This is a genomic window from Acinetobacter lwoffii, from assembly GCF_024129715.1.
Taxonomy (GTDB): domain Bacteria; phylum Pseudomonadota; class Gammaproteobacteria; order Pseudomonadales; family Moraxellaceae; genus Acinetobacter; species Acinetobacter lwoffii_U.
This window is the reverse complement of the sequence record NZ_JAMXXM010000001.1, coordinates 49,323-73,830: the sequence shown is the minus strand read 5'-3', so window position 1 is coordinate 73,830 and position 24,508 is coordinate 49,323. Positions and strand designations below refer to the sequence as shown.

Genomic DNA, 24,508 nt, shown 5'->3' with positions numbered 1-24,508 from the left:
ATCGGCTTATTTTAGATAACTTAAGGCCTGCTCAAATACTTGCTCAGGTGTCTGAGTCGCATCCAGACGTTTGATCCGTTCAGGATGACGTTGCCATGAAGTTTCATATCCCGCTCTCACTTTCTCAAAAAAAGTGACTTTTTCCTGTTCAAAGCGATCCAGCGCACCACGTTCACGTGCTCGGTTCATCCCCAGTTCAATCGGTGCCTCTAGCCAAAAGGTAATGTCCGGCATGCGCGCGACAAAGTAATCATTCAGTAACTGCAACTTGGTTTCACTCAATCCCCGACCTGCACATTGATAGGCAAAGCTGGCATCGCTAAAACGGTCACACAGGACAATTTTCCCCGCTTCTAATGCGGGCAGAATCACTTGTGCCAGATGCTGGGCACGCGCCGCATACATCAATAACAGCTCGGTATCATGTGCCATGGTTTCTTCATGGTTCACAGCTAGCAACAGCGAGCGAATCTGCTCGGCCATTGGTGTTCCCCCCGGTTCTCGGGTGAGAATAACGTCCTTACCCTGTGCGATAAAACCTTCATAGATCGAACGAATGAGCGTGGTTTTACCTACACCTTCTGTGCCTTCAAAGCTAATAAACATACTCATTCCTTATTTTTCGAGCGTAAAATCGTCAGATATTCCTGTACGGCTTTATTGTGGTCATTCAGATTGCTCGTGAACTTATGTCCACCATTACCGGTAGCGACAAAATACAGGTTGTCAGAATTATCCGGATGCATGGCTGCTTCAATGGCTTTCTTGCTTGGCAAGGCAATCGGCGTTGGCGGCAAACCTGAAATAGTATAGGTGTTATACGGCGTCGGTGTGCGTAAATCTTTACGGGTAATATTGCCATTATAATTATCGCCCATTCCGTAAATCACTGTTGGATCGGTCTGTAAACGCATGCCAATTTTTAAACGGCGTACAAATACCCCAGAAACCTGTTCCAATTCACGATCTACACTGGTCTCTTTTTCAATAATCGATGCCATAATCAGCGCGTCATATTTATTCTGATATGGCAGATCAGTTGCACGTTTCGCCCACGCCTCATCCAGTGCTTTCATCTGTCGCTGATAAAGATTGGTCAGAATTTTACGGTCAGTTTCACCTTTGGCAAAGAAATAAGTATCCGGTGCAAACAGCCCTTCAGGATGTGAAAACGGAATATTCAGTTCTTTGAGTAATTGCTCAGTAGGCAGATGCAGCACTTCTTTGGTGACCAGATCATTTTTCTTCAGGGCATCAATCAGTTGCTTAAAAGTCGTTCCTTCAATCACCAGAATCCGGCTCATCTGGGCATTGTCTGCATCGGAAATCATCTCCAAGACCTGACGGATGCTCATGCCCTGGCGCACTTCATACACGCCCGCTTTCATGCTGTCATGAATCATGATGCGCTGATACAGCTTGAGAATGATCGGAAAACTCACCTGATTTTCTTTGGCCAGACGATCAATAAAACCGGAATAGGTTTGACCAGATTCAATCGCGAGCAGCTGTTTTTTTCCTTCGACAGGATACTCCTTCCACAAACTGCTTTTCAGGATCAACGCCAAGATCAAAGCAATCCCCATCAGGACCAAGGCAATTCCTTTGAAAGATGAGGAGAATCTCGCTTTATTTTTCTTTTTGGCTTTAGGTTTGGAAGCTGACATATTAAGACATCTGGTTCAATCGAAGACGGTTAAAAATTTCAATACAAGCATCGCCATCCAAGGTTCGCTGCTCAAATTGCGTGACAATTTTCATCGGGCTGAGTGCATTGCAGAAAAACAGGCTTTGAATATGGTTGATTTCATCCATATCAATACAGCGTTGCTGACAGCTAATTCCCTGATCTTGCATACGTTGTAGAATTTCTGCACGCATGACACCGAAGACGCCATTATAACGAAGTTCCGGCGTAATCCATGTATTGTTTATACGAATGAAACAATTACTGCTCACCCCTTCGACAACACCGCCCTGTACATCTGTCACCATGGCCTCAGTCCAGCCGCGTTGATCTGCTTCCTGTTTCAGCAAAACCTGCTCCAGACGGTTTAAGGTTTTTAGCCCGACCAGACTGGGCATCGTCAATCCCACTGCCTGCTGCAATACGCCACTTTGAATCTGCTCAAACTTAAATTCCTGTAGAGTTTGAGGGTAATAAAATAGCCAGAGATCTCCAGGATGATCCGGCAAACTATAACCGCGCTGACCGATTCCACGACTCAGCACAATCTTTAATGTTCCATTCAGCTCACGTTCAGACTGCCGTAAAATCTGTAAACTTTCTGAAATCAGATCAAGATTGGCATTCAGGCTTAAGCTCTGATTGCTAATGTGCAAACGTGCCAGATGACGATCATATAATTCAATCCGGTTATGCCGAATCCGGGCCGTGGTAAAACAACCATCACCATAATGAAAGCCACGATCCAGCACATCTATATGGCTGACAGGTTGGGCATTTTTTAAATACAGCATATTTTGCAGCCTCTAAAATGAAAAATCGAGCAGTCAGAATCAGGCTTCACCTATATATCTTTTTTACTCACATCCAATTCTTTTTTAATTATTTTTTATGCAAAAAATCTCAAGCTATTCTTGCCCCATCTAACAAAAGCTAAAAAACTTGAGGCAAAAAATGAACACGCGTAAATTAAAAATCGGGGTACTGGCAGCGCTACTTTCAGCAAGCGCGTTGAGCGTCTCTGCAAAAGATTTCCTGAACGTGTCTTATGACCCGACTCGCGAATTGTACGACAACTTTAATAAAGAATTCAGTGCTTACTGGAAAAAAACCACAGGCCAGGAAGTCAATTATAAACAGTCACATGGCGGTTCAGGCAAACAGGCACGTGCCGTGATTGACGGACTGGATGCCGATGTTGTAACACTGGCACTGGCAGCAGATATTGATGAAATTGCAGAACGTGGTTTGCTGCCTAAAGACTGGCAAAAGAAATTCCCGCAGAATTCGACACCCTATACTTCAACCATCGTTTTTCTTGTACGTAAAGGCAATCCAAAAGGAATCAAAGACTGGGGAGATCTGGTTAAACCAGGCGTAGACATTATTACCCCGAACCCAAAAACTTCAGGTGGTGCACGCTGGAATTATCTGGCTGCCTGGGCGTGGGCCAAACACCAGAAAGGTGGCAATGATGCCAAAGCACAAGACTTTGTCCGTCAAATCTACAAACAAACCAAAGTACTGGATTCGGGTGCACGTGGTGCTACCACGACTTTCGCTGAACGCGGGATTGGGGATGTATTACTGGCTTGGGAAAATGAAGCACATTTGGCCGTCCGCGAACAGCCGGGAAAATTTGAAATCATTACTCCTTCTCTGTCTATTCTGGCTGAACCACCCGTGGCAATCGTAGAAAAAAATGCCAAGAAAGATGGTAATGAACATCTGGCCAAAGCCTATTTAAATTACCTCTATTCACCTGCTGGACAGACTGTGGCGGCGAAAAACTTTTACCGTCCACGTAATGCGAATGTATTAAAGCAATACAGTACCGTATTCAAGTCCTTAAAACTGGTCACCATTGATAAAGAATTTGGTGGCTGGACCAAGGTTCAGAAACAGCATTTTGACAATGGCGGTGTGTTTGATCAGATTGTCAAAGCCAATCACGCAAAATAATACTTTAAATGCAGTTCATTATGGCCTTTATTCATAAGGCCATTCTTATTTCAAACACTTAAGAGCTTATTTATCTCTTTTTTTCATATAAAATTCATTTTTAATTATTTTTTATGCATAAAGAATAAGTTTATTCTGTGCTTATGTTACAGAACATATCAGAGATTCAGTCCAGATGAGCATTTCAAACACATTAAAACTTGGGGTTTTAGCAGCTGTTATCTCGGCAACCTCATTTGGTGCAGCAGCACGTGATTTTCTCAATGTATCCTATGATCCGACCCGTGAACTGTATGAAGATGTAAATAAGAATTTTGGCAAATATTGGGAAAGCCGTACCGGTCAAAAAATCAATTTCAAGCAATCGCATGGCGGTTCAGGCAAACAGGCACGTGCCGTGATTGATGGTCTGGATGCAGATATCGTAACGTTAGCATTGGCTGCCGATATTGATGTGCTGGCAGAAAAAGCTAAACTGTTATCTGCGGACTGGCAAAAGAAATTGCCGCAAAACTCGACGCCTTATACTTCAACCATCGTGTTCCTGGTGCGTAAAGGCAATCCGAAAGAGATTAAGGACTGGGGTGATCTGGTCAAACCGGGCGTAGCAATCATTACCCCAAACCCGAAAACTTCAGGCGGTGCACGCTGGAATTATCTGGCGGCTTGGGCTTGGGCCAAACATCAGGCGGGCGGCAACGATAAGACTGCGCAAGAATTTGTTCGTAAAATTTATAAAAATACCAAAGTTCTGGATTCCGGGGCACGTGGTTCAACCACGACCTTTGCTGAACGTGGCATTGGGGATGTTTTACTCGCATGGGAAAACGAAGCGCATTTAGCCCTTCGCGAACAGCCGGGCAAGTTTGAAATTATTACCCCTTCTCTGTCGATTCTGGCTGAGCCACCGGTGGTGATTGTAGAAAAAAATGCCAAGAAAAAAGGCAACCAGCACTTGGCTCAAGGTTATTTGAACTTCCTGTATTCGCCATTGGGTCAAGACCTGGCAGGTAAACATTATTATCGTCCACGTAATGCCAAAGTACTGGCCAAATACAGCCAAGTATTTAAGCCATTAAAACTGGTGACGGTTGATCAGGAATTTGGCGGCTGGAACAAAGTACAAAAGGCTCACTTTGAAAATGGTGGTGTATTTGACCAGATCGTTAAAGCCAACAGCGCGAAATAATTTTCCAAGCTGATTGATATAGGAGCATCGACATGATTCATACGCTTATCGTTCCTGGTGTAGGTGGCAGTGAATACAACCACTGGCAAACCTGCTTACAGCACCGGCTGATGCGATGCTCCCGTGTGCAGCAAAAGGACTGGAATCATCCGGTACTGGATATCTGGGTAGCAGAATTTGTCAAAACTCTGCAAGCCATTCCAGCAGAGGTTCAGATTGTCGCACACAGCTTTGGCTGTCTGACCAGTATTGCGGCCCTTGCCCAACATCCCGAACTCAATGCAAAAGTAAAAAATCTGCTATTGGTGGCACCAGCTAATCCGGCACGATTTGGGGAAAATGGTTTTTCGCGCGACAGTCAGACTGACTACAGCACCTATTTTCAACAGCTCAAGCTTCAGGTGCCCACCACGTTATTGATCAGTGAAAATGATCCCTGGTTAAGTTTTGAAGATGCCCACATACTGGCCCAAACCTGGAAAATCAAACCAATTAATCTGGGTGCAGTCGGTCATGTCAATGTCGCTTCTGGTTTTGGCCCTTTTCCTGAAATTGAACACTATTTGATTTCAGAAAACACTATGCCCCATATCAGCAAAGTTGATGAGAGCAAGTGTTATTTTAAATTTGCATTTTAGTCGCTGCAAATTATGCTTGTGCCCAAATTGTTTTTTTATTTTAGCTGATTGACTTCAATCAGCTTTCTCTCTTCTGAGGAGTAATCATGTCGCAGCGATCCCGAGTGCTGCCAGGATTTGGTCTTTCTCTAGGCTTTACCCTAGCGTATTTGTCATTAATCGTTTTGATCCCGCTGTCAGCTGTTTTTATTAAATCACTGGGCATTGGCTGGGATGGCTTATGGGAAATCCTGAGCTCTGAACGTATCTTGAAATCATTGCAGTTAAGTTTCACCGCGGCCATTGTCGCTGCACTGGTCAATGTAGTGTTTGGCCTGTTACTGGCGTGGTGTCTGGTACGTTACAGCTTTCCGGGCAAACGTATTGTCGATGCCCTGGTAGATTTGCCTTTTGCCTTACCCACTGCGGTTGCGGGTATTGCCCTGACCTCTTTATATGCACCGACCGGCTGGATTGGTCAATATTTAGAACCGATTGGCATTCAAGTCGCTTATACCCCGATTGGTATTACACTGGCATTGATCTTTATTGGTCTGCCTTTTGTAGTGCGTACAGTTCAGCCAGTCCTTAGCGATCTGGAAACCGAACTGGAAGAAGCTGCATCTGCATTGGGTGCCAACCGTTTTCAGATCGTGACCAAAGTGATTTTCCCAATTCTGCTGCCTGCGCTGATCACTGGCTTCGCTTTAGCCTTTGCCCGTGGTGTCGGTGAGTATGGTTCGGTGATCTTTATTGCCGGTAACCAGCCTTTTGAAACGGAAATTGCACCCTTAATGATTATTTCTCGTTTAGAAGAATATGACTATGCTGGTGCAACCACGATTGCTGTCGTCATGCTACTGATTTCCTTCGTGATGCTATTCCTGATTAACTTATTACAGGCATGGGCCAGCCGTCGTACCGGGAGAACTGCGCGATGAGTTTAAATACCAACAGTAATGCGCTGGCTGAAAAGCTGCAATCCCGTGATGCAACCCGCGAACCGACTTGGGTACGCTATACACTGCTCACTATTGCCTTAATCTTCTTTTTAAGCTGCTTGATTCTGCCCTTGATTCTGGTTTTTGTTGAAGCGTTTAAACAAGGGGTTGGCGTTTATACACAGGCACTGGTGCATCCAGATACCTTGTCGGCAGTGAAACTTACCTTGCTGACGGCTGCAATCGCGGTACCGCTCAACGTCGTATTTGGTGTTGCGGCAGCCTGGTCTGTGGCGAAGTTTAACTTTCCAGGTAAATCATTCCTGACGACCATTATTGATCTCCCCTTCTCGGTTTCACCTGTGATCGCGGGTATGATGCTGGTGCTGATTTTCGGTACCCAAGGCTGGATGGGATCTTGGCTGATGGATCATGATATCAAGATCCTTTATGCGGTGCCTGCAATTGTCCTGGCGACTATCTTCATTACTGTACCTTTTGTTGCACGTGAGTTGATTCCGTTAATGGAAGCACAAGGAACCGAAGAAGAAGAAGCTGCGATTGTACTCGGTGCATCTGGCTGGCAGACTTTCTGGAAAGTGACCCTGCCCAATATCAAATGGGGTCTGATCTATGGCGTGATTCTGTGTAATGCGCGGGCCATGGGTGAATTTGGTGCGGTGTCGGTGGTTTCCGGCCATATCCGTGGTGAAACCAATACCTTGCCGCTACACGTCGAAATTCTTTATAACGAATATACCTTTAGTGCTGCGTTTGCCGTGTCTTCGCTTCTGGCTCTCCTCGCAATTGTAACCCTGATTTTAAAAACATGGGTGGAACTGCGCCAGGAAAAACAAGACAAACGTAATGAAGATTCAACAGTTTCTTAAGGAATGCCCACATGAGTATTCAAGTACAAAATATTGAAAAACACTTTGGTGCATTCCATGCACTTAAAAATATCTCGCTGGATTTCCCAGATGGTCAACTGGTCGCACTTCTTGGCCCATCCGGCTGTGGTAAAACCACTTTGCTACGGATTATTGCCGGTCTGGAATCTGCGGATGGCGGTCAGGTGATTTTAGAAGGTCAGGATGCCACCAATGTACATGTGCGTGAGCGTGAAGTTGGCTTTGTATTCCAGCACTATGCCCTATTCCGCCATATGACGGTATTTGACAATATTGCCTTTGGTTTGCGTGTTCGTCCGCGTAAAACCCGTCCATCGGAAGCAGAAATCAAGAAACGTGTGACTCGTTTGCTCGACTTGGTTCAGCTTGGTTTCCTGGCTGACCGATATCCAGCTCAACTTTCTGGTGGTCAGCGCCAGCGTATTGCCTTGGCACGTGCTTTGGCAGTTGAACCGCGCGTATTGTTACTGGATGAACCTTTCGGTGCACTGGATGCCAAAGTCCGTAAGGAGCTGCGTCGCTGGTTACGCACCCTGCATGACGAATTGCATATTACTTCTATTTTCGTAACACACGATCAGGAAGAAGCGCTTGAAGTTGCAGATCAAATCGTGGTGATGAACAAGGGCAATGTTGAACAAATTGGTTCACCACGTGAAGTCTATGAAACACCGAAAACCCCATTTGTATTCGACTTCTTAGGTCAGGCGAATCGTTTTGAAGGTCAAAACAATGCAGGCATCATCCAGCTCGGTGAAGACCGTATTCAATTCGAGGGTGCAAAAAATGCCGCTCAAGGTGAAGTGATTTTATTCGCACGTCCAGATGAACTACGCATCCATGCACAGCCACACGACAATGCCATTCAGGCGACCTTCATTCGTGAATTATGGATCGCGGGTAAAGTAGTTGCTGAGCTAAATGACCGTCAAGGCAATCTGATTGAAATTTTACTGACGCCTGATGAAGCGAGAGCGCATCAATTCCGCCCAAATCAAACTGTTTGGTTAAGTGCGGTGAATTTGCATTTATTTGAAAACCAGGTCGCTTAAGATCAAAAGATGGGGCTTTAAAATGCCCCATCCTCTTCTAGGGTAAGAGAATTATGAATTTCCAACAATTAAGAATTATACGAGAAACGGTTAGACAAAACTTTAATTTAACTGAAGCTTCTGCTGCGCTTTATACTTCACAGTCCGGGGTAAGTAAGCATATTAAAGATCTGGAAGATGAACTGGGGGTGCAGTTATTTATCCGTAAAGGTAAACGTCTACTGGGCTTAACCGAACCAGGTCAGGCACTTTTAGGCATTGTGGAACGCATGCTGGTCGATGCCGACAATATCAAACGTCTGGCCGATGATTTCAATAAAGTCGATGAAGGCACATTGACGATTGCCACGACGCATACCCAGGCGCGTTATGTGTTGCCACCAATTGTCAGCCAATTCAAAAAAGAATTCCCTAAAGTACATTTGATTTTGCAACAGGCCAGCCCGATTGAAATCACGGAAATGCTACTGCAAGGTCAAGCGGATATCGGTATTGCGACCGAAGCACTCACCACTGAAGATAATCTGGCCAGCGTACCTTACTATAACTGGCAACACAGTATTATTACCCCGCAGAATCATCCACTGGCAAGCAAAGAACACGTGCTCATCGAAGATCTGGCGCACTACCCGATTATTACCTATCATGGTGGTTTTACCGGTCGCTCCAAGATTGATACCGCCTTTGAAGAAGCTGGTTTTGATGTAGATATTGTGATGTCCGCGCTTGATGCCGATGTCATCAAGACCTATGTAGAAATGAATATGGGCATCGGCATTGTCAACGATGTGGCCTATGACCCGGAGCGTGATTACCGTTTAAAGCAGATTGAAACCGATATTTTCGGCGTAAATACCACCTGGATTGCAGTGCGTAAAGGTCATTTATTACGCGGTTATGGCTACGAGTTTATTTCCCTCTGCTCACCAGACGCAGATATTAAGGCACTGAAAAAAGTGGCTTATCCAGACGAATAAATTGCAGTATTTTAAGTTTTTAATCAAAGAGGCTACATCGCCTCTTTTTTATTTTTTGAGTGGATAAAGAATATAAATATCAAGCATAATCACGTGCATAATAAATTGAATTATACCAAGATGATCAATAATAAATTTGCTCTTTTCTCCATGGGCTTGTTTTTCTCCGGGTCAGGTTATGCAGCAGCGTTTGAACAATCTAACCAAAGCATCCAATCGTTTTTTGAAAAAAATCATTATGCTGAAGTTTCATTGGCCTGGGTTCGCCCTGATATCAGCGGTCAGGTACAACATACCGAAGAGCTGCAACAATTAGGCATCACCGATTTTTCTACAGGAAATCTTACCCATAACCAATGGGTTTCCAATGCCGCATTAAAATTCCAGTTGAATCCTCAAGTGTCGTGGGGACTGATTTACGATCAGCCTTATTCTATAGATATCGCTTATCGTTATGATCCTGTTTTTGCAGGTGCAGCGCTTCCAATTGAGGCTGCTACCATTCAGTTTAAGAGCCATAATTTGACCTCATTAATTGGCTTTCAACCAGACGATAACTGGAATTTTTATACAGGGCTAAGTTATCAAAGCTTAGAGGGAAATTTATATTTATCCGGGCAGACATTTTATATATTCAATGGTTATAGAGCCACATTTGAACGAGATCCCGCTTGGGGCTGGCTTGCAGGAATTAGTTATCAGATTCCAGAATATTTTTTTAGAACCGCACTGACCTATCGTTCTGCAATCACTCATCACAATAAAACCACTGAATCGATTGTTGTAGGTACAACTCCAGCACCTTATACAGAAATTCAAACTCCTCAGTCAGTAAATCTGGATTTTCAGACAGCTTTAACTGATCAAAATGCGCTCTATGGCACACTGCGTTGGTCGAACTGGCAAAATTTTGTCATTCAGCCGCCTAAATTCGGTGCAGTGATTGACTATGCGGCCTTAGAATTCCCAGAATTAAAATCATTCAGGATGATTGATTATCGGGAGGATCAATGGTCTGGAAAAATCGGACTTGCTCATCAATGGCCATCTTTTGGCATAAATTCTATCGAACTCTTATGGGATTCTGGTACAGGAAATCCGGCTTCAACCCTGAATCCGAGTGATGGCTATTGGGGCATCGGACTAAGTCATCTTTATAAGATTCAAGAAACCTGGGATATTGCGACAGGACTATATTATTTAAAGTTTCAAAAACCTGAAATTTCCTTATCAGAACCTATTACGCCACAGATCGCAGGTTTATCCGCAGTTTCTGATAACAGTGCCTGGATCCTAGGTTTGAAACTGGGTTATCACTTTTAAAATTGTTCTAAAAACAAAAAACGGGCCGAAGCCCGTTTTTTGTATTAAGTAAAATCTTAGAAGCGGAAGCTCACACCTAGTTTCGCTACTGGTAGCCACTTATATTCGTTGTCATTACGAATATCGTCTTCTTCCAGCTGAACTTGTTGGTTAAAGTCAGCAATGACTCCAGGATTTGTAGGAGTAGCAGCTCCACTTGAAGTTAAGTTAACTGTTGGATTTCCATTGTAGTAAGCACCAATTTCACCAAACACACCCCAACGATTAGTAATTGCTGGAGAGAAACCAATACCTAGGTATGGTGCAATATTATTTTTATAAGATAGGTCACCACTAATACGTGCATCTCCATTTGCTCGGAATTCAACATCATTTACGGAGAAGGTTTCACCAGAACGAACTCGGCGATCGATATCATATTGATTATCAACATAAGCTACACCGGCTGCCATATAGAACCAGTTTGCCCAAGGACGAATTTCAGCATTTAGATAAGTCAGATTATTGTCCATATCCAAGTCATAATCAGAACCATTGATTGATAAATCATCCGACCAGGAAATATCACCGCCGTTATAACCTAAAGTGACGCCTACATATGGGTTAGCACTCCAGGAAATTGCACCACCATAACCGGTAGTACCGACTTCAGCACGAACAGAAGCTGGTTTAAAGAAAGAGAATTCAGCAACGCCTTCATCTGTTACGATTGTTTCATCAGCAGCCATCGCAGAACCCGCTGCTAGAGCTAAGACTGATACTGCTAAAATGTTATGTAAAGATTTCATTATTTCTCTCCTCAAAAGAACTTATTTTGATCATTAGTTATTCGTGATAGGCTCAATATAAAGGACTTAAAAAATATTTTTTATTCACATTTTGCTCATCTTTTGTTATTTTTTGATACAAATTAATTTTTCTTGTTGAGAACCAAGTGTTTTCTAACACTTCTCCTACATTTCAACATAATGAAAAAGTACACTTATCACTTTAATAATTTCACGCTTTCTACACTTCTGGTTATTTTTCATCTATTTTTAGTGCTTTCAACTATTTTTCCTGCAATATAGTGTAAAATCTAGAAAATTTTTTTCTGGAAGGAAGATCATGTCGCAGCTTTCAACAATCATTGAACAAGCGTTTGAAGACCGTGCGAATTTTACAGCTGCAGATTGCTCTGCTGAAATCCGTCAAGCAGTTGAGGAAGTAATTGCTGGTCTAGACAATGGTACTTTACGTGTTGCTGAAAAAATCGATGGTGAATGGGTTGTTCATCAATGGATTAAAAAAGCGGTATTGTTATCATTTAAATTAAACGACAATAAACCAATGGAAGCTTGTGATCTTCGTTTCTATGACAAAGTAGAAACTAAATTCTCAGGCTGGACTGAAGAGCAGTTTAAGGCAGCTGGTGTACGTGTCGTACCACCTGCTGTCGCACGTAAAGGTTCTTTTCAGGCCAAAGGCGTAATCTTGATGCCTTCTTATGTCAACATCGGTGCTTATGTAGATGAAGGCACGATGGTTGATACTTGGGCAACTGTAGGTTCATGTGCGCAAATCGGTAAAAATGTTCACTTGTCAGGTGGTGTAGGTATTGGTGGTGTGCTTGAACCGCTTCAAGCGAATCCAACCATTATTGAAGATAACTGCTTTATCGGTGCACGTTCTGAAATCGTTGAAGGCGTAATCGTTGAAGAAGGTTCTGTGATTTCAATGGGCGTATTCATTGGTCAATCAACCAAGATTTATGACCGTGCCACTGGCGAAATCCACTACGGCCGTGTACCAGCAGGTTCAGTCGTTGTTGCTGGTAGCCTCCCTTCTAAGTGTGGCACTTACAGCCTGTATGCTGCCATCATCGTGAAAAAAGTTGATGCACAAACTCGTTCTAAAACAAGTCTGAACGATCTATTACGTGAAGACTAAGATGTCTTAACTTAGAGGACACATTTGTGTTCCTCGGAGCTTCAACTGCTCCTCGTCTCTACGATTAGTAATAATCGTAGGGATTTTTATTTTTATACCCGGTTATTTATTTCTCATTGGTTAGTTTTGTTATGAATACGCTTCGATCTTCCGCAATTCCTGTCTCTGATCCGTCTGCGGGTTTACGCATTACGGAGATTTTCTATTCATTGCAAGGTGAAGCCAATGCCGCAGGACTGCCAACAGTATTTATCCGTTTAACCGGTTGCCCATTACGTTGTAGCTATTGTGATACCACCTATTCCTTTGAAGGCGGTGAGCGTCAGTCTCTGGACGATATTATCCAGACCACGCTTGATTTTAAAACCCCTTATGTCTGTGTTACCGGTGGTGAACCACTGGCGCAGCCCAATGCCCTACCCCTGATGCAGCGACTGGCAGATTTAGGATGCGAAGTTTCACTTGAAACCAGTGGCGCTTTAGATGTGTCCAAAGTGGATTCACGTGTTTCCAAAGTCCTCGATTTAAAAACACCAACTTCAGGTGAAGTTGCACGGAATTTGCTTTCTAATCTCGATCATTTAACTGCACATGATCAAATCAAGTTTGTGATATGCAATCGTGAAGATTATGAATGGTCAAAGCAGCAGTTAGAACTGTACCAACTTCAAGACAAAGTGAGTACAGTTTGGTTTTCGCCTGCATTTGCGGTTGAAAAAGGTGCGGTTCGTTTACCACCACTGGCAAGTGATTTGGCTCAGTGGATTTTAGAAGACCATCTCCCTGTTCGTTTCCAGTTACAGCTACACAAGTTGTTATGGAATGATGAAACTGGTCGTTAATTTTTTGTAAAGTATTTTTTTTGGAGAATCAGCTTATGCGCCCTCGTGCCATTGTCCTGTTATCTGGCGGATTAGACTCAACAACATGTCTGGCTTGGGCGCAGGCACGCTATGAATGTATCGCACTTAGTTTTCGATATGGTCAGCGTTCAACGACCGAGCTGGATGCAGCAAAAGCTTTAACGCAACATGCGGGTGTGGAACATCGAGTGATCAATATTGATCTGGGTAATCTGGGTGGCTCAGCCCTTACCGATCATAGTATTGAGGTGCCCGACCATGAACAGGCTGGTATTCCGATTACCTATGTTCCGGCACGTAATACCATCTTCTTGTCTTACGCTCTGGCCGCGGCAGAAGTATTCGAAGCTGAAGCGATTGTGATCGGAATTAATGCGGTTGATTACTCCGGTTATCCGGATTGCCGTCCGGAATTTATCGAGGCATTTGCCAACATGGCACGCCTTGCGACCAAGGTTGGCGTAGAGGGTCAGGCGCTCAAATTTGAAACACCTTTGTTACATTTATCCAAAGCAAATATCATTCGCTTAGGTATTGAACATGGCGTAGACTACAGTCAAACGGTGTCATGCTATCAAGCAGATGACCAAGGACGTGCCTGTGGCAAATGCGACAGTTGTCGTTTACGTAAACAGGGTTTTGCGGACGCAGGTGTTGAAGACCCGACACGTTATATACCGTAATAACAAGGTAGAGTTTATGAAGAATTTAAAATCAAGCATCGTGCTTTCAGCAATTGTTTCAGCTGCTGCTATGTTCGCAACTACGGCTCAAGCGGCTGATGACAAATTACAACAAGCTTATAAAAGCACCAATGTAAAATCTGCATTGATCAATGTTTGTAAAAATGAAACTGGCAAAAGCAAAAAATTGACGGCGGCTGAAGTCAGCAAATATTGTGGTTGTGCTATTGAGGCAGATGGCAAATTAACCAATGCACAAAAATGGGAAATTCAAAGCACCATTAACCAGAAGAAAAGCCCAGGTACTCTAGCTTTTGTACAGAAGCAGAATAAAGATCTTCAAGCATGTTTTGGTCCGCAGTTAACCGGCAAACTGAAAACTTTGACTGAAGAAGCAATGAAATCAGCTCAAGCGGCACCAAAGAAATAAGATCCAATTTTTCTTATTCTTTAATGAAATAAGCCACTATAATGTGGCTTATTTTTTTGAAAAAACTTAAATAAAACAGGAGTTTTTATGTCTAAAATTAGTTTGCTTGACCAGAATTTTCCTGCGACCACAGGCGAAATCAATTTAACCCAGTTAAATACAGAATGGCTGGTCATCTACTTTTATCCTAAAGATTCTACGCCGGGCTGCACCACTCAGGCAGTTGGCTTTTCCTGTTTAAAAGATCAGTTCGATGCTTTAAACACCACAATTCTTGGCGTATCACGTGATTCGGTAAAAGCGCATCAGAACTTTACTGAAAAGCAAAATTTGAGTATCAATCTGATCAGCGATAAAGAAGAAGTGTTGTGCAATCACTTTGATGTGATTAAAGAAAAGAACATGTATGGCAAACAAGTAATGGGCATTGAGCGTTCAACTTTTATTTTCCATAATAGCCAACTGGTCAAAGAATACCGTAAGGTCAAAGCAGCAGGTCATGCAGAACAAGTTCTGGAAGATTTAAAAGCTTTGCAAGCTGCTTAATTGCATGCTTACCGTATAGACAAAAGCTCGAAATATTCGAGCTTTTTTTACAATAACTTTCATATCATCAAGTATTTTATATCTACCCTAGTTCATTTCACACTGGCCTGATAGATGAAGATTAACTTTATCCCCTACCCCGGCAATTCCTTTTTTCATACCAAAATCCCTACGGTTAATCACAGCAGATGCCTGAACATCAAGCAGGTTGGCATTCGACATACTGGGTTTAAAGGTTGTTTCGAAAATCACAGGCTTGGTCACACCGCGCAGGGTTAAATGACCTAAAACATTATATTTGCCATTGCCCAAGTCTTTAAACTGGATACTTTTAAAAATTACAGTCTTATATTTTTCTACATAAAACAGGTCTTCGCCCAAAATCATATGTTTAAATAGCGGCTTACTAAAGCTTAAACTTTCCACATCCATGGCCAGATGGGTTGAGGCATTTTGCGGTGCTTTAGCATCAAACTGCATCGTGGATTGAACCTGATTGAACTTGGCTTTAACCACAGTCAGTCCCATTGACTTGATCTCAAAACCGACATCACTTTTGGGAGTTAAGGTCCATGATCTTGCAAAAGACTGACTGGTCAAAGCTAAACAGATCGCTAGACTAAGGAGCCCAGTTTTTATTATTTTTTTCAATTTTAAATCCACCTTGTTTAATTTCTTATTGATCGGATTTAAGTCCACGGCTTAATCTGAAACTAATTTTTTTTGTTTTTTGAGCGAACAGGTTTTCGTTATTTTTATACCAGTTTATTGAAGTTTTTGTAAAATCATTCATGACTAACGGACAAAATACTTGCGCTGATTTTTCTCTGATAAATGGTCCTGCTAAGCTAGCAGGAGACTGGTGTCATCTTATAAAATTCTGATTTTATAAATTTTTTATATAAGACAGATCGTTGATTTTAAGCGCAATATAGATTGAAATATCCATACTTGCAGCACTGAAAAGAGTTGTGTTCTGCGCTGCCTATTCTCGATCACTATCTAAAATAAAACGCTTAGACAACTCTTAACCGATTTATAGACTTTCGTAGCCTGAATCAAATACTGAGGATTAATGACACTGCGACGCCCCACATAGTACAGGCAATAATAGCATCCAGTATTTTCCATGCTTTTGGATGTTGGAACCAAGGCGTCAGTATCTTTGCCCCATATCCCAAACTAAAGAAGAAAAACCAGGAAGCACAGATAGCACCTAAAGCAAACCACCATTTTCCTAAGGCGTATTGGGTTGAAATTGATCCAATCAATATGACTGTGTCTAAGTAAACATGCGGATTTAGCCAGGTAAAAGCCAAGCAGATCATCAGTACTTGTAGAAAATGCTCTGTTAGCTGATCACTTGGTGCCAAAACCTCCGTTGATTTAAATGCGCTGATCGCATGGTGTAAACCATAATAAAACAGGAATCCTGCACCAATATATTTAGAAAATATAACAATATCCGGATAATGTTCAATGACACGCGCAAAGCCCAGTACGCCAAGCAGAATTAAAATGGAATCAGACAAAGCACAAATCACACAGACCCAGAACACATGCTGCTGTTTTAAACCTTGTTTTAATACAAAAGCATTCTGTGCACCGATACTGACAATCAGGCTCATTCCCACAGCAAAACCACTCATCATATAACTGAACATCACATTCCCCTTTTTCGAATAAATGAATTATTGAACAAAATGAGTGCGATTAATTAAAACTAAGTTAATATCAATTTAACTAAATTATTTTTAGATAATAGAAATGCTGAATGCGAAACAATGTGATGCTTTTTATGCAGTTGCAAAAACGGGAAGTTTCGATCTGGCTGCCGAGCAGCTAAATATTACTGCTTCGGCAGTGACCCTTCGTGTTCAAAGTCTGGAAAAAAAATTGGGACAATTGCTTCTGGTCAGAGATCGGCCTTGCCGCGTGACCCAATCCGGGCAAACTTTATTGCATTATTTACAGCATCAACGTTTGCTAGAACAGAATTTGATGCAAGATTTGGGTGGACAGCTGCAACATGAAGGTTTCTATTGTCTGAATATTGCCACCAATGCTGATTCACTCGCGACCTGGCTATTACCCACCTTACAAGCCCAGCTGATCCAGCATAAAATTGTGCTGCATTTTCAGGTAGATGATCAATCTCAAACTCATCATCTGTTAGAAGCAGGTCTCGTCAATGCCTGTTTGAGTACTGAAGCCAAGGCAATGAAAGGTTGCCGGGCCGAATTGATCGGACAGATGCAGTATCGTCTGGTCGCCACCCCTAAGTTTTCCCGAAACTGGTTTCATCAAGGCGTACATCGGGATGCGCTACGCCTTGCCCCTGCCATTATTTTTAATGAAAAAGACCAACTCCATACCCAATTTATTCAGCACGAATTTGGCCTGAACCTTGCTCAATATCCTCACTTTTTTATTCCATCGACCCACGCATTTTTTGATGCGATTGTCATGGGTCTAGGCTATGGCTGGCTGCCGGACTATCAAACCAGGGATTTGCTGGAGTCAGGCCGACTTCTTGAACTTTCAAGTGAGATGCGAATTGAAGTTCCCTTATATTGGCATCACTGGAAAGAACAGTCTCCTGCTTTAGAAATCCTTGGGGAATGTTTGAAACAGCATGCTCAAACTACCATGAATCAACCCATAACCACCTTATACTTTTAAAGCAGATTGGTTTTATCATTCTGGGCGAATTTTTCACTGAGTTGCTGATAGGTCGTGGTTTTTTGGAAATTCTCTAGAAAATCAATCGTGCCTTGTGGAAATTTATCTCGTTGAATTTCGCCACGATAATAAGCTTCACGCATCGGCGTGGCGGATAAGGCATCTTCCAGGCTGTCAAGTTCGACCATTTCCCATTCTGGAAAAAACTTTAAATAATAAGAAGAATCATCTTTAAAGTGCCCAATCAGCCCAACTTTGGCATCCGGTTCAATAACCTGATTCACCAGCGATTTCACCAGTTTTTGCCATTTTTCATCATTATAAACATCAATGACTTCTACAAATTTGATCCGAGCTTGATCTTCTGGACTAAAATTTGACAGGATCATGGCTTCACGCTCCGAAGCCAAGAATGGATTCTTGATATTGCGTTCATTTTGCGCAGAACCGAGAGCCAAAATCACATGTTGACTGTGCTGCAGGGCAATATTAATAGTTTGCATGTGTGCCAGATGAAAAGGCTGAAAGCGGCCAATGAAAACCAGATAATCAAATGTATAGTTCATAAGGGATCAGTTTTTTATGACTCATGAGTTGTGCTGCCCCAATAAATATGCGACATAATCATTCCCATAAAATCAAATTAAGTTTTAAAGCAAGGATAGTACGATGACACTGAGCTGTATTCAACAACCTCATGAGCATTTGAATGCGAATTTAGAACATGGTGTACTCACTTTGGCCATCAATCGCCCGGAAGCGAAAAATGCGCTATATAGCGAGCTTTATTTATGGATTGCGAAAGCCTTGGATGAAGCAGATCAGGCGCCTGAAGTTCGTGTAGTTGTATTGCGTGGTCAGGATGCAGACTTTAGTGCCGGTAATGATATGCAGGATTTTATGAAATCTGCTGCGAAGAAAGGTCAGGCACCCGCTGCTGAAGGCCCGCCGTTTGTTTTACTCAAATCTGCTGCAAAATTTTCCAAGCCTTTGATTGCTGCGGTGCGTGGTGTTGCAATCGGCATTGGCGTGACAATCTTACTGCATTGTGATCTGGTTTATAGTGACAATACTGCCCTGTTCCAGATTCCATTTGTCAGTCTGGGTTTATCGCCTGAAGGCGCTTCAAGCAAGCTGTTGATTCAGCAAGCGGGTTATCATAAAGCGGCAGAATTATTGCTGACTGCGCAAAAATTCAATAGCGAAAAAGCGCTCGACGCAGGTCTGGTGAATAGCATTGAAGAAGATGTTTACACTAAAGCAGCAGAACAAGCTGCCCAGCTCTCTGCCCTGCCATTGGCATCACTGGTGCAATCCAAATCCTTGATGAAACACAATGTGAATGAAATTGTAGAATGGATTGACCATGAAGCAGAAATTTTCATGCAGCGTGTCGGCTCGCCAGAAATGCTGGAAGCGGTTCAAGCGTTTATGCAAAAACGTAAACCTGATTTCACACAATTCAACTAATTTTCAAACTTATGAGTTCAATGAGGTGGTTTAGACTGCCTCAATCTTTTATTTTTCCAAGAATCTGAAGTATGCCAAATCAAAACTCCCAAACCTCTTCCCAAACAACAGACAGTTCAAATCCAGAAAAGAAACGTTATTACGAACCTGCACCTCAAGATATAGATATAGACAATTTTCGTAAGGTGATTGAAAGCCGACGTTCAGTGCGTAAATTTACCAAAAAGCCAATTCCTGTCGAAGTTCTGGATGCCTGTCTGGACCTAGCGTTGTTGGCACCAAATTCGTCGAACTTGCAGCCTTGGACTTTTTATGTGGTACAAAATCCGGGCAAGAAAAAACGTCTAGTCAAAGCTTGTATGAGTCAACTGGCAGCCAAAACAGCTTCTGAGCTAATTGTCTGTATCGCACGTACCGACCGTATCGATGAAATGGCGAAACGTAATGTGAATGAATTTCCATTTCCAGAAGCACCGCCTGCAATTAAGAAATACTATAAATATATTCCCTACAACTATAAGACTGGTTATCTGAATGCTTTTGGTAACTTTAAGAAAGTGGCTTTCAAAGTTGCCCGTACATTGGATAAACAAATGCCAGTATCTGCTTTCAGTCCGGCTGATGCAAAACTGTGGGCGACCAAAACGACGGCGCTCGCTTGTGAAAATCTGGTCTTAGCTTTACGTGCTTATGGTTTTGACAGCTGTATGATGGAAGGTTTTGATGAGCCGATGGTTCGTGAAATTCTGAAATTAAATGATGAACAGTATCCAGTCATGGTAATTGGTGCGGGTGAACGCGCTGAAGATGGAGTATTCTTCCCGCAGTACCGTTTTGATCGTGAACTGTTTATTCAGAAGGTTTAAGCTTCACACCTATAGAAATTAAATAGCTTAAATCTGGTAGATCTCTTGTGACATGGATGTCACATCATTCACTCTTTATTCGTTAAAAACTATATAAGATAAATCTTAACGGAAATTTCATATTTTTTATTAGTGCCCTTTCATAAGTTATTTTTTACTCAGGTGCAAATTTTAGATGCCAGAAATTAAATCTTAGATTGAGTCTTTTCCCATTATTTGGCTAGTGCTCAGTAAATATTTTTAAAGCTTCCACACTACCCAAAATATGTACAATTCCGATTCTTCTTCCATTAATTTTTTGATTATAAGTTTTGAATTCAAGATCCAATTTAGTGATTTCTCTAGTTAAATTTCTTTTTAATCGAAAATTAAGCCGAGCTAAAAAGTTTAAAAATTTTTTACACAATCACACAAAATGTCTATTGTGGAATTTAAAAGATAGTTTATTTTTCTTCTATTTTTTATGAAGCTATTTTTTATACTTTAAAAGTATAAAAAAAATTAAATATTATTATAAAACAATATCTTAATATATTTTAAAAAGACTTATAAAACTATCTTAAGCTTACTGAATTAAAGTTAAGGTAAAAAGAAAGATGAATTTTCCGAAATAAAAAAATGCTAACCAGAACAAATATTTAAGTATTTCTTAATTGAAAATGGTATTTTTTGTGATAGATCATTTAATCATTAAGATGATTTAATCAGTTCGCATAATAACAATAGATAAATAAAAAAAAATGTGACTGAAATTTTGGCTCTCTAGTTCTTTTATAAAAAGAGGCTCGAAGAAGCAAAAAAGAATTAGAGGGTTCATCTTAAACAGAAGTTAAATAGGAGGTGAAGACGTACTGAAGATAAGATTCATAACCTTGTAACAGGATAGCAAATATTTTGAAATAAAATGCATTTTTTAAACAAATTAAAAAGACCCTAACATACAGAAGAGTTGAGGCCATGACAAAAAAGTATAGTAAATTTTTATCCATTCCTACAGATTTTAATTTAGAAGATTCACCCTATCATTGGATTAGTCAAGTGCATACCCAATATGTGCAAAATGTTGACTATGCCTTAAAGAAATACGGTTTAGACAATTCTCGAAGACGTATTTTGCTGGCATTAAAATTTAAAAATAGAGCGAGTATTTCTGATTTATCTGACATGTTGATTTATAAGATGTCAACTACCACTAAAATCATCTATCGCCTGAAAGATGAGGGATTAGTACATACTTATTCCTGTGAGGATGATGCACGAATTACCCGAGTATTATTAACCGAAAAAGGTCAGCAAATGATTAAAAAGATTAATGATCTTAGTGTTGTTGTACTAGAGCAATCTTTCGATGGTTTAACACCGTTGCAAATTGAAAAAATGCTACACAGTCTTAAGCATATTTTCCGCAATCTGGCTCCTTCGCATTAATTGAATCAAAGGTAAATTAAAGTATATAAAATTTTAGTTGAAATCAGGGGAAATTATATTTTTTAAACTTAAGGACGTAATATTATAATAATTAGCATAAAAGATATCTATTTAAAAGTAATAGATATCTTTTATAATTAAAAAATAATTATCTGTTTAATTAATATTTATATAATAAGAATATTTAAAAAATTAATTCAAATCATAAATTATTTTAACTAGATCAAAGCCAATTACGGGACAGCATTAACATTTAATGCAGCAAAAAAAGGGGGGGGAATCAAAATGAAGAATTTAATGCTTTTAATAAGCTTAACGACTAGTCTAGCCCTATCAGGATGCTCAGCTATACCAATGAAAAATTCAATATCATTTCAGATAAATGACCACTTAAAAGGACAGGATGTGGTTTACAGAGACAACTGGCCTGAATGTGGCAACTTGTCGGGCACATCAGATCCTATAAAAAAGCAAAAATATATTACAACCTATAGTCGCTGTAAGGTGTCCCCTGAAGGTTATGTGCCTGAACAAATTATTATTGAATATGCACCTTGGTTAACTTATGAAGAGCAACAAAAAATACCTGAACTAAAAGGAAAAAAGTCATAATTACTGGTGATAGAGTAACCTCTTATGCTGTTACCAAAGATGCATTTCTAGGTAAGGACGAAAATGCACTTAAATACAATACAACCATTCTTAAGAAAAATATTGAAACTGCTATCGACAAACTTCCCCCTTCTGCATGGAAACAGATTGTCCTCACCCCACCTAAAGAAGTAGAAAAATACAAGTATCAGGTTCCTGAAGGTAAAGGCAACCGTAGTCGAGGTAAAGAGATTCATTACCTCATTTCCCTGAACCCTGACGGTAGCTACGATATAGAAACCAAATTGTACTGGGTCTCAAAATATCAGGAATTCTGGAATTGAATTTCAATTGTAAGCCTATAATAAAGCCCGCTTAATTTCAGGTAGGCTTCTGCTTATATAGCTATCTGTAAACAACTCAAGCTCATATTGTTCTCAGTTTCCGATAATCAATCCAGTTACAATGAAACCCGATGGGTACACGTACCGGCAAATGAATGGTTGCAACCGGTCCTGTCGTCATCTGCTGTGCATCCAGAATCACCACTTTGGATGGGCGTCCATCTAAAGCATGAACATAAGACATCAGCCAACCATCATTTTCGGCTTGAGCCCCTTGCCGTGCGACGAATATCACCTCTCCTGTCACCCAGTTTTCTCCAAAAGAATAGCTTTCTGAATTGCCAGTTTCCACATCATGGCTCAAAAGAGTATTGCTGCTGACATGAGGAGGATCATCAAACTCGCCAAAGGAAATAGTGTAGACATAGCGATAAGGCCGTCCGGTATAAGCTTCATTAATCCGTGGGAATTCTTGTTTCATCTCGGATAATATCGTCCGCACCACTTTTCCAGTACCGTGTTCAAAAATAAACCGCTCCAGCCAAATATCCTGATCTTCAATCGGTCCCTGAATCGAACTGACCAATGCTTTGGAGTGCACCACCGCATCCATAACCACATCACCAGAATCCAGCTCATAAGCATTCACGGTATGAAAAATAAAACAGGGATCAATCTTATACCAGCGAATATCTATTGCCTTACCACCAAATGGCAATATACCAATGCGTGCCTGCCGTTTTGGATTCCATTGATATGGCAACATTGAACCCTTTAAAGCACTGCGTACAGAAAAGTTCACATTCAGATCCAGAATCAGCACCTGAGATTTGGTAATGGCACAATCATGAATCATCGGACCATGTTTCACTGGAATGTCGACATGATGTTTCAACTTACCTTTTGAATCTATCTGCAAATAAAAAACTTTGTTCTGACTTAAAGCATCATAACAAATCGCATGAATATCGCCCGTTTCAGGATCAATATGCGGATGGGCAGTAAATGGTAGATCCTGATCCTCTTCAAACAAATGATGTCGTTTTGACTCCAGTGCAGCATTCAATTCAACTGGATATGCGCCTGCTTCTACCAGTGCCCAGATTTTTCCGGCAAAGTGGATAACATTGGTATTGACTGCATCCGCGACACCTAGCGTTTTACCTGGAATTTGTGGTCGATGAAGTTTTTTCTGCACACTGGCAGAACCGATATAACTGCTTTTATACCAATGTGCCTCACCACCTTTAAGTCTGAGCGCATGCAACATGCCATCGCCCGTAAACCAGTGATAGTTGCGTGGGTTTTTGATGTTAATAGGATTTGGGCCAATCCGCATTAATGCGCCATCCAGTTCTGCAGGAATCTGCCCTTCAACCTTTAAATTTGTGGAAAAGTGTTCCTGCCGCTCTGGTGCAAATATACCTTCCAGATAGGGATTATCCAGCGACTACGGAATGCGCTGATGCAGGATTTCTGTACCGTACTGGATAGATTTGCTGAGGGTATTCTTAAGCACGCTACTCAGCGGTTTTGGCCACGGCATTGTTATTTTCCTTATTGTCTTTTTTCTTTGGATTATTCTGGCAGAAATGATAATAACAAAAGTGGTTTGGCTGTTTTCTGAATCTAGATTAACGGCGCATCAAATTGAATACGCCGTGCCGTAATAGAACGTAACTTTTATAATTTTAGACTTCGATATCCAGAAGCTGAATAAACTCAAAGGCTGGCTCTTCATAAGGATGGCTTTCTTTCAGCGCCTTGGCCACATCAACCGCCTTTTCATCTGGCACCAGAATTTCTACCCGCCATTCTTCCACCTGTTCCAGTTTACCCACTTCACCAATATGAGGATCTGCACCTTCCTGTGGTTTAAACTGTCCGGTTCCTAAAACCTGCCAGGCACAATTCGTATACTCACCAATACCGCCCGCTCCTGCTACAAATATCGCATTCTTGGTGTCTTCCAGATTTTCATCTGGCACGTAGTAAATCAGCTTTAACATATATTCCT

General features: G+C 41.4%; 26 protein-coding genes and 1 pseudogene. 18 read left to right on the top strand and 9 right to left on the bottom strand.

Translation table 11 applies throughout. The features are described from left to right. Positions 1–6 precede the first annotated feature (6 nt). From tmk to pabC, 3 genes are read right to left on the bottom strand one after another with little or no spacing between them, the layout of a single operon-like run. On the bottom strand, positions 7–606 hold the full coding sequence (tmk, locus tag NI462_RS00350; protein ID WP_253158636.1) for a dTMP kinase: 600 nt from the start codon (positions 604–606) through the stop codon (positions 7–9). A 2-nt stretch (positions 607–608) separates the two neighbouring features. After that, the gene (gene mltG, locus NI462_RS00345) at positions 609–1,667 is read right to left on the bottom strand and encodes an endolytic transglycosylase MltG (RefSeq protein ID WP_005247523.1); all 1,059 of its coding nucleotides are present in this window, start codon (positions 1,665–1,667) and stop codon (positions 609–611) included. Position 1,668: 1 nt separating this feature from the next. Beyond that, positions 1,669–2,481: an aminodeoxychorismate lyase gene (gene pabC / locus NI462_RS00340; protein WP_253158634.1), complete on the bottom strand. Its 813-nt coding sequence runs from the start codon at positions 2,479–2,481 to the stop codon at positions 1,669–1,671. 160 nt (positions 2,482–2,641) lie between these two features. Here pabC and NI462_RS00335 point away from each other — a divergent pair, with 160 nt between their 5' ends. From NI462_RS00335 to NI462_RS00300, 8 genes are all read left to right on the top strand, one after another. Beyond that, the gene (locus NI462_RS00335) at positions 2,642–3,649 is read left to right on the top strand and encodes a sulfate ABC transporter substrate-binding protein (protein ID WP_005265774.1); all 1,008 of its coding nucleotides are present in this window, start codon (positions 2,642–2,644) and stop codon (positions 3,647–3,649) included. Between the two features lie 175 nt (positions 3,650–3,824). Then, entirely contained in the window at positions 3,825–4,838 is a 1,014-nt protein-coding gene (locus NI462_RS00330; RefSeq protein WP_253158631.1) for a sulfate ABC transporter substrate-binding protein, read from the top strand. A gap of 32 nt (positions 4,839–4,870) precedes the next feature. Beyond that, positions 4,871–5,476 (top strand): RBBP9/YdeN family alpha/beta hydrolase, encoded by a 606-nt coding sequence (locus tag NI462_RS00325; RefSeq protein ID WP_005247530.1) that lies wholly within the window; start codon positions 4,871–4,873, stop codon positions 5,474–5,476. Positions 5,477–5,562: 86 nt separating this feature from the next. Further along, the gene (gene cysT, locus NI462_RS00320) at positions 5,563–6,396 is read left to right on the top strand and encodes a sulfate ABC transporter permease subunit CysT (RefSeq protein ID WP_004279076.1); all 834 of its coding nucleotides are present in this window, start codon (positions 5,563–5,565) and stop codon (positions 6,394–6,396) included. After that, positions 6,393–7,286: a sulfate ABC transporter permease subunit CysW gene (cysW, locus tag NI462_RS00315; protein ID WP_004279077.1), complete on the top strand. Its 894-nt coding sequence runs from the start codon at positions 6,393–6,395 to the stop codon at positions 7,284–7,286. The genes cysT and cysW overlap by 4 nt, the downstream gene beginning before the upstream one ends. A gap of 11 nt (positions 7,287–7,297) precedes the next feature. Next, positions 7,298–8,359 (top strand): sulfate/molybdate ABC transporter ATP-binding protein, encoded by a 1,062-nt coding sequence (locus NI462_RS00310; protein WP_004645633.1) that lies wholly within the window; start codon positions 7,298–7,300, stop codon positions 8,357–8,359. Between the two features lie 53 nt (positions 8,360–8,412). Continuing rightward, positions 8,413–9,336 (top strand): CysB family HTH-type transcriptional regulator, encoded by a 924-nt coding sequence (locus NI462_RS00305; RefSeq protein WP_005247534.1) that lies wholly within the window; start codon positions 8,413–8,415, stop codon positions 9,334–9,336. 93 nt (positions 9,337–9,429) lie between these two features. Then, the gene (locus NI462_RS00300) at positions 9,430–10,659 is read left to right on the top strand and encodes an OmpP1/FadL family transporter (RefSeq protein ID WP_253158629.1); all 1,230 of its coding nucleotides are present in this window, start codon (positions 9,430–9,432) and stop codon (positions 10,657–10,659) included. 56 nt (positions 10,660–10,715) lie between these two features. Here the strand turns inward: NI462_RS00300 and carO are convergent, their stop codons facing one another. Continuing rightward, a complete protein-coding gene (gene carO / locus NI462_RS00295) occupies positions 10,716–11,447 on the bottom strand; it encodes an ornithine uptake porin CarO (RefSeq protein ID WP_004645636.1) in 732 nt (243 codons plus the stop codon). Positions 11,448–11,766: 319 nt separating this feature from the next. Here carO and dapD point away from each other — a divergent pair, with 319 nt between their 5' ends. From dapD to NI462_RS00270, 5 genes are all read left to right on the top strand, one after another. Continuing rightward, complete coding sequence (dapD, locus tag NI462_RS00290) at positions 11,767–12,588, top strand: 2,3,4,5-tetrahydropyridine-2,6-dicarboxylate N-succinyltransferase (protein WP_004645637.1); 822 nt, start codon at positions 11,767–11,769, stop codon at positions 12,586–12,588. A 131-nt stretch (positions 12,589–12,719) separates the two neighbouring features. Then, positions 12,720–13,430 (top strand): 7-carboxy-7-deazaguanine synthase QueE, encoded by a 711-nt coding sequence (gene queE / locus NI462_RS00285; RefSeq protein WP_253147590.1) that lies wholly within the window; start codon positions 12,720–12,722, stop codon positions 13,428–13,430. A gap of 35 nt (positions 13,431–13,465) precedes the next feature. Continuing rightward, entirely contained in the window at positions 13,466–14,134 is a 669-nt protein-coding gene (gene queC / locus NI462_RS00280) for a 7-cyano-7-deazaguanine synthase QueC (protein WP_195725782.1), read from the top strand. 16 nt (positions 14,135–14,150) lie between these two features. Next, positions 14,151–14,564, top strand: a complete 414-nt coding sequence (locus NI462_RS00275; protein ID WP_005097581.1) for a hypothetical protein — start codon at positions 14,151–14,153, stop codon at positions 14,562–14,564. An 87-nt stretch (positions 14,565–14,651) separates the two neighbouring features. Beyond that, entirely contained in the window at positions 14,652–15,110 is a 459-nt protein-coding gene (locus NI462_RS00270) for a peroxiredoxin (protein ID WP_253158627.1), read from the top strand. Between the two features lie 87 nt (positions 15,111–15,197). Here the strand turns inward: NI462_RS00270 and NI462_RS00265 are convergent, their stop codons facing one another. Next, positions 15,198–15,761: a YceI family protein gene (locus NI462_RS00265; protein ID WP_253158625.1), complete on the bottom strand. Its 564-nt coding sequence runs from the start codon at positions 15,759–15,761 to the stop codon at positions 15,198–15,200. Positions 15,762–16,168: 407 nt separating this feature from the next. Further along, positions 16,169–16,774 (bottom strand): LysE/ArgO family amino acid transporter, encoded by a 606-nt coding sequence (locus NI462_RS00260; protein WP_005247545.1) that lies wholly within the window; start codon positions 16,772–16,774, stop codon positions 16,169–16,171. A gap of 103 nt (positions 16,775–16,877) precedes the next feature. Between NI462_RS00260 and NI462_RS00255 the strand changes: the two genes are divergently transcribed. Next, complete coding sequence (locus NI462_RS00255; RefSeq protein ID WP_253158623.1) at positions 16,878–17,792, top strand: LysR family transcriptional regulator ArgP; 915 nt, start codon at positions 16,878–16,880, stop codon at positions 17,790–17,792. Here the strand turns inward: NI462_RS00255 and NI462_RS00250 are convergent. Then, entirely contained in the window at positions 17,789–18,358 is a 570-nt protein-coding gene (locus tag NI462_RS00250) for a nicotinate-nicotinamide nucleotide adenylyltransferase (RefSeq protein WP_004731698.1), read from the bottom strand. The two genes, NI462_RS00255 and NI462_RS00250, sit on opposite strands and share 4 nt — an antisense overlap. 103 nt (positions 18,359–18,461) lie before the next feature. On the opposite strand from NI462_RS00250, the gene NI462_RS00245 reads away from it, so the two are divergent. The 4 genes from NI462_RS00245 (at position 18,462) to NI462_RS00230 (ending at position 22,168) form a co-directional block, all read left to right on the top strand. Then, positions 18,462–19,262 carry an enoyl-CoA hydratase-related protein gene (locus NI462_RS00245; protein ID WP_114540872.1) on the top strand — a complete coding sequence of 267 codons (801 nt, stop codon included), beginning with the start codon at positions 18,462–18,464 and terminating at the stop codon, positions 19,260–19,262. Between the two features lie 71 nt (positions 19,263–19,333). Beyond that, the gene (locus tag NI462_RS00240; protein ID WP_253158621.1) at positions 19,334–20,128 is read left to right on the top strand and encodes a nitroreductase family protein; all 795 of its coding nucleotides are present in this window, start codon (positions 19,334–19,336) and stop codon (positions 20,126–20,128) included. 957 nt (positions 20,129–21,085) lie between these two features. Next, positions 21,086–21,556 (top strand): MarR family winged helix-turn-helix transcriptional regulator, encoded by a 471-nt coding sequence (locus NI462_RS00235; RefSeq protein WP_085064150.1) that lies wholly within the window; start codon positions 21,086–21,088, stop codon positions 21,554–21,556. Between the two features lie 285 nt (positions 21,557–21,841). After that, positions 21,842–22,168 (top strand): hypothetical protein, encoded by a 327-nt coding sequence (locus tag NI462_RS00230; RefSeq protein ID WP_253158619.1) that lies wholly within the window; start codon positions 21,842–21,844, stop codon positions 22,166–22,168. Between the two features lie 405 nt (positions 22,169–22,573). Here NI462_RS00230 and NI462_RS00225 read toward each other — a convergent pair. Both NI462_RS00225 and NI462_RS00220 read right to left on the bottom strand, forming a co-directional pair. Then, positions 22,574–24,037 (bottom strand): annotated as a pseudogene (locus NI462_RS00225) (carotenoid oxygenase family protein). A 145-nt stretch (positions 24,038–24,182) separates the two neighbouring features. Next, a complete protein-coding gene (locus tag NI462_RS00220) occupies positions 24,183–24,500 on the bottom strand; it encodes a YqfO family protein (RefSeq protein WP_253158617.1) in 318 nt (105 codons plus the stop codon). Positions 24,501–24,508: the final 8 nt, after the last annotated feature.